Source organism: Adlercreutzia shanghongiae, assembly GCF_035830635.1.
In the GTDB taxonomy this organism is placed as follows: domain Bacteria; phylum Actinomycetota; class Coriobacteriia; order Coriobacteriales; family Eggerthellaceae; genus Adlercreutzia; species Adlercreutzia shanghongiae.
In genome coordinates, this window is record NZ_JAYMFI010000036.1 from 1 (window position 1) to 8,459 (window position 8,459).

Below are 8,459 nucleotides of genomic sequence, written 5' to 3' on the forward strand. Positions count from 1 at the left end.
CCGAGAGGGATGCCTCCAGCGAGGCGCCGTCGCACACCGCATCCACCACGGAATCGGTCAAGTCGGACACGGCCTCGAAGGCACGGTCGCAGGCGCTTTCGGCGTAGCTCGGCGTAGCCGGCGCCGGCACCGACACCGCCGCGTGCTTCGGCGCGCCGTTGCTCGCCAGGAACTCGCGGCTCACGTCCACGATGGTGTTGCCGCGCCAGTGCATGCGCACCCGCGGCTCCTCGGTGACCACGGCCACCGGCGTGGCCTCCAGGTTCTCCTCGTGGGCGAGCGCGATGAAGGCGTCCACATCCTCGGGCGCGAGCGCCACGGCCATGCGCTCCTGGGACTCGGAGATGGCGAGCTCGGTGCCATCGAGGCCATCGTACTTCTTGGGCACGGCATCCAGGTTGATGTCCAGGCCGTCGGCCAGCTCGCCGATGGCCACCGACACGCCGCCGGCGCCGAAGTCGTTGCAGCGCTTGATCATGCGACACGCGTCGCCGCGGCGGAACAGGCGCTGGATCTTGCGCTCCACCGGCGCGTTGCCCTTCTGCACCTCGGCCCCGCAGCTTTCCAGCGATTCCACGGAATGGGCCTTGGAAGAGCCCGTGGCGCCGCCGATGCCGTCGCGGCCCGTGCGGCCGCCGAGCAGCACCACCACATCCCCCGGCGCCGGCGTCTCGCGGCGCACGTGGTCGGCCGGGGTGGCGCCCACCACGGCGCCGATCTCCATGCGCTTGGCGGCATAGCCGGGATGGTACAGCTCGTGCACCTGGCCGGTGGCCAGGCCGATCTGGTTGCCGTAGGAGGAATAGCCGGCCGCCGCCGTGGTCACCAGCTTGCGCTGGGGCAGCTTGCCGGGAATGGTGTCGGCCACGGGCACCGTGGGATCGGCTGCACCGGTGACGCGCATGGCCTGGTACACGTAGGAGCGACCGGACAAGGGGTCGCGGATGGCGCCGCCCACGCAGGTGGCCGCGCCGCCGAAGGGCTCGATCTCGGTGGGATGGTTGTGGGTCTCGTTCTTGAACAGGTACAGCCAGTCTTGGCTCTCGCCATCGACATCCACCTTGCACTTGATGGTGCAGGCGTTGATCTCCTCCGACTCGTCGAGCCCGGTAAGGATGCCCTGCTTCTTCAGCCACTTCGCGCCGATGGTGCCCATGTCCATGAGGCACACGGGCTTCTCGTCGCGGCCGAGCTCGTGGCGCAGCTCCAGATAGCGGTCGAAGGCCGCCTGCACGTTGGCATCGGCGATGTCCACGTCGTCGAGCACCGTGCCGAAGGTGGTGTGGCGGCAGTGGTCCGACCAGTAGGTGTCGATCATCTTGATCTCGGTGATGGACGGGTCGCGCCCCGCCTCGGCGAAGTACGCGCGGCAGAACTGGATGTCGGCCAAGTCCATAGCCAGGCCGCGCTCAGCGATGAAGGCGGCCAGCTCGTCGTCGGAAAGCTCGGTGAAGCCGTCGATGACCTCCACGTCTGCCGGGCACTCGAAGGCCATGGCCAGGGTGTCGCGCTCATCGAGCGAGGCCTCGCGGGCCTCCACCGGGTTGATGACGTAGCGCTTCACCGCATCGATGTCGTCGGCGGAAAGCTCGCCTTCCAGGTAGTACACCACCGCCGAGCGCACGGCGGGGCGCTCGCCCTGGCTGATGAGCTGGATGCACTCGCTCGCCGAGTCGGCGCGCTGGTCGAACTGGCCGGGCAAAAACTCCACGGCGAACACGGCCGCGCCGTCCGCCTCGGGCAGCTCGAAGGTGGCGATGTCGGACTGCGGCTCGGAGAACACCGTGGGCACGCAGGAGGCGAACAGCTCGTCGCTCGCGCCTTCCACATCGTAGCGGTTCACCAGGCGCACGCCGGTGAGTCCCGCAATGCCCACAATGTCGCGCAGCTCGGCGGCCAGGGCGCGGGCCTCCCCATCAAACCCGGGCTTCTTCTCAACATACACGCGAGATACCATAGATGTGCCTCTCTCTTTGAGGGATGAGCGCTCACGCGCCCGAATGTCTCAGTCGGGGCGGACGTTAGTCCTGACGAACGTTTCCGTAGGAGCGGACTTCAAGTCCGCCCTCTCAAGCGGGACCGCCTCGCTCGAAAAGGGGCGACTGGAATCGCCCCCTGCAGGCTGGGTTGCTACTCAGCCTTCTCTGCCTCTTTTTCGGCGGCCTTGGCCTCCTTGGCGGCCTTTTTCTCGGCCTGCATCTTTTCGCGGTTGGAAAGACGGAAACCGCTGCCGAACAGACCGCGACGCGGCTTAGCGGGCGCCTCTTCGGCGGTCTCAGGCTTCTCGTCTTCGGCCTCGTCGCCCTTCTTCTGGGCCGCGTGGCGGTTCTGATTCTTCCCCGAGCCCTTGGCCTTCGCCTGCTTGGCCTGCTGCACGCGGCGGGCCTGTTTCTCGGCCTTGGCGTTCTTCTCCTCCAGGGCGAGCATGCGCTCCTGGTAGGCAACGCGCTCCTTCTTGATCTTCCAGAAGTCCAGCACGAAGGCGGAGATGATGAACACATAGGCCAGAACGAGGATAACCACAGCGGCCTGGGGCGACAGCCACTGCTGGCCCACGAAGCTCAAGGTGGTGCAGCCGATGGCGGCGATAAGCAGCACCCACCAAATGATGCGCAGGCGCTTGTAGCGCGGCGTATCCGGCTTGTAGTACTTGCGCTCCACCTCGCGCTGCTTGGCGGCAGCCTGCTTGCGGGCGGCCTTCTCCTCGGCCTTCTTCTGCTCCGGCGTCTTCTTCGCCGACTTCACGGTGACCGACGCGGCGGCCTTAGTTTTAGGCTTGGCCGAGGCGGCGCTCTTGCGGGTCACGCCGGTGCGCTCTTCGGAGGTGTAGCGCTCGTTCATGGGGTTACGCTGGGACATGCTGAAAATCTCCTAGAAGGTTGCAGGGTCGAACTTCTTGCCCGTGATGGTTTCGTAGGCCTGGATGTACTTGGCCGAGGTGGCGTCGATGACGTCCTGGGGCAGGCGCGGCGGGTTGCCGGTCTTGTCCCAGTTGGCCGTCAGCCAGTCGCGGACGAACTGCTTGTCGAAACTGGGCTGGTCTTTGCCCTCTTCGTAGGTATCGCCCGGCCAGAAGCGGGACGAGTCGGGGGTGAGCACCTCATCGGCCAGGATGATGGTGTCGCCGATGCGGCCGAACTCGAACTTCGTGTCGGCGATGACGACACCGCGGGCGGCCGCATGGTCAGCGGCGGTGGTGTACACCTTAAGCGCAAGATCGCGCAGAGCCGACGCATCGTCCCCGCCGAGGATTTCCACCAGGCGCTCGTAGGAGATGTTCTCGTCGTGGTCGCCGATCTCGGCCTTGGTGGAAGGAGTGAAGATGGGCTCGGGCAGCTTCGAGGAGTTCACGAGACCCTCGGGCAGCTCGATGCCGCACACCGTGCCCTCGCGGTTGTACTCCTTAAGGCCACTGCCAGCCAAGTATCCGCGCACGATGCACTCGGCGGGGAACATATCGGCCTTGCGCACCAGCATGAAGCGGCCGCGCAGGTAGTCGGCATAGGGCTGGAACTGCTCCGGCAGGTCAGCCACGTCGGTGGAAATGAGATGGTTCTCAATGACGCCGTCGAGCAGCTCGAACCAGAACTTTGACAGCTGGGTGAGCACCTGGCCCTTATAGGGAATCTCATCTTCCAGAATATAGTCGAAGGCCGAGATGCGGTCGGTGGCCACGAGCAACAGCGAGTCTCCCAGATCATACAGATCGCGGACCTTGCCCTGCGCGTCGGGGGCGATGTCGATTCCCGTCATAGGGTGCCCTTTCTCCTCTTATCCCATCCGCCCGAAACCCACTGGCCCGAGCGCTTTTTCCTATCCCGCCATTATGGCACAAAACCCAAGCGCCCCATCTGTAGAACGCTTGCGCGCACCGAGGAACAGGAGAACTGCGCACGACAACGCAAACGGGGCTCTCCATGAGCCCCGTTGAACTAAATTATGCAGTCAGGCAAACGTTACCGCGACGTCTTCGCGGGCTTTTTGTGGCCGGGGCGTTTTTTGGAACCGCGGCGGTGCTTGGAGGCATCTTCGTCATAGAGCGGGATATGGATGGTGAAGCAGGCGCCCTTGTCTTTCTCGCCTTCCACCTGCACCCAACCGCCGTGACGGTCGACGATCTCCTTCACCACGGCCAAGCCCACGCCCAGACCGCCGCTCTCGCGGTTGCGGCCGGCGTCAGCGCGCCAGAAGCGGCTGAACACCATGCGGGCCTCTTCCTTGGTAAGGCCGATGCCGGTATCGCGCACGGCAATGGACGCCATGATGTCGCCTTTCTTCACGGACACCGCAATGTGGCCGCCCTCGGGGGTGTAGCGCACGGCGTTGGAGATGAGGTTCGCCGTGGCCTGGCGAATCATGTCGGCGTCGCCCACCACCATGACGTCGGGCTGGGCGTCGTATTCCAGCGTGAGGCCGGAATCGGACACGAACATCTCGTGGGTGGCGACGATACCGGCGATAAGGTCGCCGACGTTGACGACCTCCTCCTTCATGGGCTCGGCGCGGTTTTCCAAACGAGACAACTTCAGCAGGGCGTTCACCAAGCGCGACAGGCGCTGAATCTCTGAGTTCACCGTGACGAGGCGCTCTTCGTCGGCCTCGTACACACCGTCGACCATGGCCTCCACCGTCGCCTGAATGGCCATCAGCGGCGTGCGCAGCTCGTGGGCCACGTCGGTCGTGAGGCGCCGCTCCAAATCGCGGTCCTTCTCTACCGATTCAGCCATGGCGTCGAAGGTCTCGCCGAGGCGGGCCACCTCGTCCTCGCCCGTAAGGCTCGTGCGGGCCGACAGGTCGCCGTCGCCGATGGCGCGGGCGGCGCTCATGATGCGGTTGATGGGCGCCACCAGATTGCGCGCGAACAGAAAGCCGATGCAGGAGGCGAGCACGATGGCCACGCCACCGGCAATGAACATAGCCTGGTAGGAATTATCGCGAAACTCCTGGTCGGGCTGGCGCATGAGGGCCTCGGACCCGTAGACCCATAGCCGCACAGATCCCACCTTTTCCCTGCCGTGCTCTCCGTTGACCATGATGGCCTTTTCCACAACCTGGGTTTTGTCCCGAGGTTCGAACGACCTGATCGTATCGCCCTGCTGCTCGTCGATAATCACCGACGAATCGAAGGCCGTGGCCCCCTTCGAGTCGACCACCTTCACGCCCACGCCGCTCGTGAGCTCGGTGGCTTGGGCCGCGGGGCGCGTGGTCTCAGGGTTCCACAAATCGCCTGTTTCCTGGTAAATCGCGGCGATGCGGTTGGCCGTGGTCTCGCACAGGGTGTTCATGTTGTCGGCCGTGTAGGTACGGAAATGCTGCTCCCACACAAAGGACACCACACCGATGGCCACCATGGCCGTCATGGCGGCAATCAGGGCGAAGGCCAGCGTCACGCGAGTTGTGTACGACAGATTCGACCAGCGCAGGCGCTTGCGCTTTTTCTTGCGCTCCGGAGACGGCAAAGAGGTCGCCGGCGGGGCGACCTCTTCAGCAGTTTCCAGTATGCGCGGCTTTGCTTCAGCCTCGGTCATAAGACTCCTTCAGATGCGCACGGCCCCAGAGGCCGCGCCGGACTTACTGGCCGTTCTTGGTGGGATCTTCGAAGCGGTAGCCCACGCCGTGCACGGTATGGAGCCACTTCGGGTTGCGCGGATTGTCGCCAATCTTGGCGCGCAGGTTCTTCACGTGGGAGTCGATGGTGCGCTCGTAGCCCTCGAAGTCGTAGCCGAGCACCTTTTCCACCAGCTCCATGCGGGAGTAGACGCGGCCCGGATAACGGGACAAGGTGGTGAGCAGCTTGAATTCGCTGGCCGTCAGATCGATTTCCTCGCCGGAGACGAGCACCTTGTGGCCGGACACGTCAATGGTGAGCTCGCCGAACTCGAGCACCTCGCGCTGAGGCTCGGAGTCGGCATGCACGCGGCGCAGCAGCGCGCGGGCGCGGGCCACCAGCTCGCGGGGGCTGAAGGGCTTCACCAGGTAGTCGTCGGCGCCGAGCTCCAGGCCGATGATGCGATCTTCTACCTCGCCCTTGGCCGTCAGCATGATAATCGGCACGTCGGAGGTGTCGCGGATGACGCGGCAGACGCGCTCACCAGGGACACGGGGAAGCATGAGGTCCAGAATAACCAGATCGAAGTGATGCTTCTGGAACTCCTCCAGGGCGTCCTGGCCATCGCCCACCGCGGTCACCCAGTAGTTCTCGCGCTCGAGATAGGCCGTCACCGCATCGCGGATGGCCTTCTCGTCTTCCACCAGAAGAATGCGTCGCGTTTCGTTGCTCATGGATAGGCTCCTTGTGTGTTCGCTTGCCGTTCCTTGGGCGCCAAAGCAGAAATATGATTTGACCTGCGGTTTTACCCGCTTCTGACTCATATATCAGCCCGACGGTCGTGTTTGCGTTTATTGTAGCGTTTGCCCCGCTCCGGTCGCCGAGGCGTATGCGAAATGACACAATAGCCCCATGCCACAGAGAAGAACCGCGCCCACGCGGCGCGTTACTGCAAAACAACCGAAATCCGTCGCATTGCCCGGAGGCCATGAGGTCCTGCTCACGCGTCGTCATTTCCTGTACGGCGTGGCCGGCGTTGCCGCCGTGGCCGTCGTGGGCGGAGGCGCCGCCTGGGCCGCGGGCAAGTCTGACGACGATGACGCCCTCAAAAGGCTGAAGGTGCCCGAAGATGCCGTCACGACGTCGAACGACCTGGAAGAGATGGAAAACTACGAAGACGCCGTCACCCTCGTCGGCTCGGCGAAGCTGCCCTTCGGCACGCTTGTCTGGTGCAGCGATGACGCCGTTGCCGCTTGCCTTCTTCCCACAGAAAGCGCCAAGCCCTTAGCTGAAGTGGGCCTGCTTGATCTGGCCTCCGCCGAGTGCACCACCATCATCGAGCACGCCGTGGGCGAAGACAAGGGTTTCGAGATTTACGACGTGCGCGCCAACAGCGCCGGCGTCATTTGGACCGAAGCCGACATTCTGGACAACATCTGGCGCGTCTACAGCGCCGCCCTTTCCGGCACGACGCTCGGCGAGCCCCAACTGCTCGACGAGGGCGATGTGAACTGGGAGATGCCCACGCTGGCCGTAGCCGGCGGCTTCGGCTTCTGGCAACGCCTGCCGCAGCTGGAGGGCAACGCTCGCGTGGAGGATTCGCTGCTCAAGCGCGCTGCGTTCGGCACTGCCGATGCCCAGGTCGTCTACGCCTCCCAGGGCCGCATGGCCTGTCCGCCCACCTCGTGCGGCGAGAGCATCGTAGCAACGCCCCGCGCCCGCACGAGCGGCACCTATTACCAGCTTACGCACCTGGATGCCGCCACCGGCGAGGTGACCGACGCCTGCGTGCTGCCCTCTTCCATGAAGCCGATGGAGTGCGGCTGGGGCAAAACCGGCTTCAGCTTCGCCTTCGACGGCATCTACAGCTACGGCGAGGGCATTGCGAATTTGGGCACCTACCTGCCTTTGGAGTCTCCCGAAGCCGTCTCGCTTACGGCCGTGAACGAGGAAGAGGCCCAAGCCGAGGAAAACGAGGTGAAAGGCGAGGCGCCCTATCTGCCCGCCGCAAACGCCAACGCTGGCACGGCGGCCTACAGCGACGTGCCCTGGTTCCGCTTCGCCGCCAACCCCTACACCGTACCGTCGTGGTGTGGAAACTGGCTTCTGATAAGGGGAAACACCCAAGTGGTCGCCATCGACCTGGCGGGGTACCGCTACGCTCCTCTGCCTCTGGAAGAGGGGTCGAACGACTACAACGACTATCTCGCCTCCACGCACATGGGCAACCGCGCCGTCACTTTCAGCAATGTGGACTACACTCCCATCGGCGGCGAGCAGCAAAAACACTGCCTCGTCCGCATCTGGGAACCAGCAAGCTAGGGCAGTCGGAGAGTTAAGGAGCTAGCGAGCTAAGACGGCTAGCGAGCTAAGACGCCCCTCGTTGGAGGTCATTGAGCCAAGCGAGCTAAGACGCCCCTCGTTGGAGGTCATTGAGCCAAGCGGCCGTTAAAGCGTCCGCATCCCCCTTATCGTCCATATCCCCCTTTTTTGTGCCCACATCCGCTTTGTGTCCACATCCCCTTTATCGTCCATATCCCTCTTAGCGTCCATATCCCTTTTATTTGGCAAGCACGACGCCAAACCGGGCAAAAAAGGGCGATATGGACGCTATTTCCCTGGAATTCGAAAGCACTCAGCAAATCAGCGCAGAGAAATACCAGGTCAAAGAGTTGATGCTCGCCTTCGGGCTGGTGCGCGGTGTCCATATCGCCCGTTTTTGCCCAGTTTATTCCCAGCGTTGGCAAATAACGCCGTTTTGGACAGTATCCCAGCCCCGACCGCCCGATCGGCGCCCAAGGGGGGTGTTCCTATAGTTTTGTCAACTGATTTCCTCGATTGATTTTCACCAAGAAGGCAATGCTGGCGCAGGACCCACGAGCCCTGCGCTTTTCTATGGGGGAGGGCCGGC

General features: G+C 63.8%; 6 protein-coding genes. 1 reads left to right on the plus strand and 5 read right to left on the minus strand.

Annotated features, from left to right (window positions below; all coding sequences use genetic code 11):
* The 5 genes from VJ923_RS11750 to VJ923_RS11770 form a co-directional block, all read right to left on the minus strand.
* Positions 1 to 1,957 (minus strand): AIR synthase-related protein (locus tag VJ923_RS11750; protein WP_326441708.1); only part of this gene is annotated, 1,957 nt, incomplete at its 3' end.
* A 173-nt stretch (positions 1,958 to 2,130) separates the two neighbouring features.
* The gene (locus VJ923_RS11755; RefSeq protein WP_326441710.1) at positions 2,131 to 2,859 is read right to left on the minus strand and encodes a hypothetical protein; all 729 of its coding nucleotides are present in this window, start codon (positions 2,857 to 2,859) and stop codon (positions 2,131 to 2,133) included.
* Between the two features lie 12 nt (positions 2,860 to 2,871).
* On the minus strand, positions 2,872 to 3,753 hold the full coding sequence (locus VJ923_RS11760) for a phosphoribosylaminoimidazolesuccinocarboxamide synthase (RefSeq protein WP_326441712.1): 882 nt from the start codon (positions 3,751 to 3,753) through the stop codon (positions 2,872 to 2,874).
* A gap of 203 nt (positions 3,754 to 3,956) precedes the next feature.
* Positions 3,957 to 5,528 (minus strand): sensor histidine kinase, encoded by a 1,572-nt coding sequence (locus VJ923_RS11765; protein ID WP_326441714.1) that lies wholly within the window; start codon positions 5,526 to 5,528, stop codon positions 3,957 to 3,959.
* Positions 5,529 to 5,571: 43 nt separating this feature from the next.
* Entirely contained in the window at positions 5,572 to 6,282 is a 711-nt protein-coding gene (locus tag VJ923_RS11770; protein WP_114540114.1) for a response regulator transcription factor, read from the minus strand.
* A gap of 241 nt (positions 6,283 to 6,523) precedes the next feature.
* Here VJ923_RS11770 and VJ923_RS11775 point away from each other — a divergent pair, with 241 nt between their 5' ends.
* Complete coding sequence (locus tag VJ923_RS11775) at positions 6,524 to 7,870, plus strand: twin-arginine translocation signal domain-containing protein (protein WP_326441718.1); 1,347 nt, start codon at positions 6,524 to 6,526, stop codon at positions 7,868 to 7,870.
* Positions 7,871 to 8,459 lie beyond the last annotated feature (589 nt).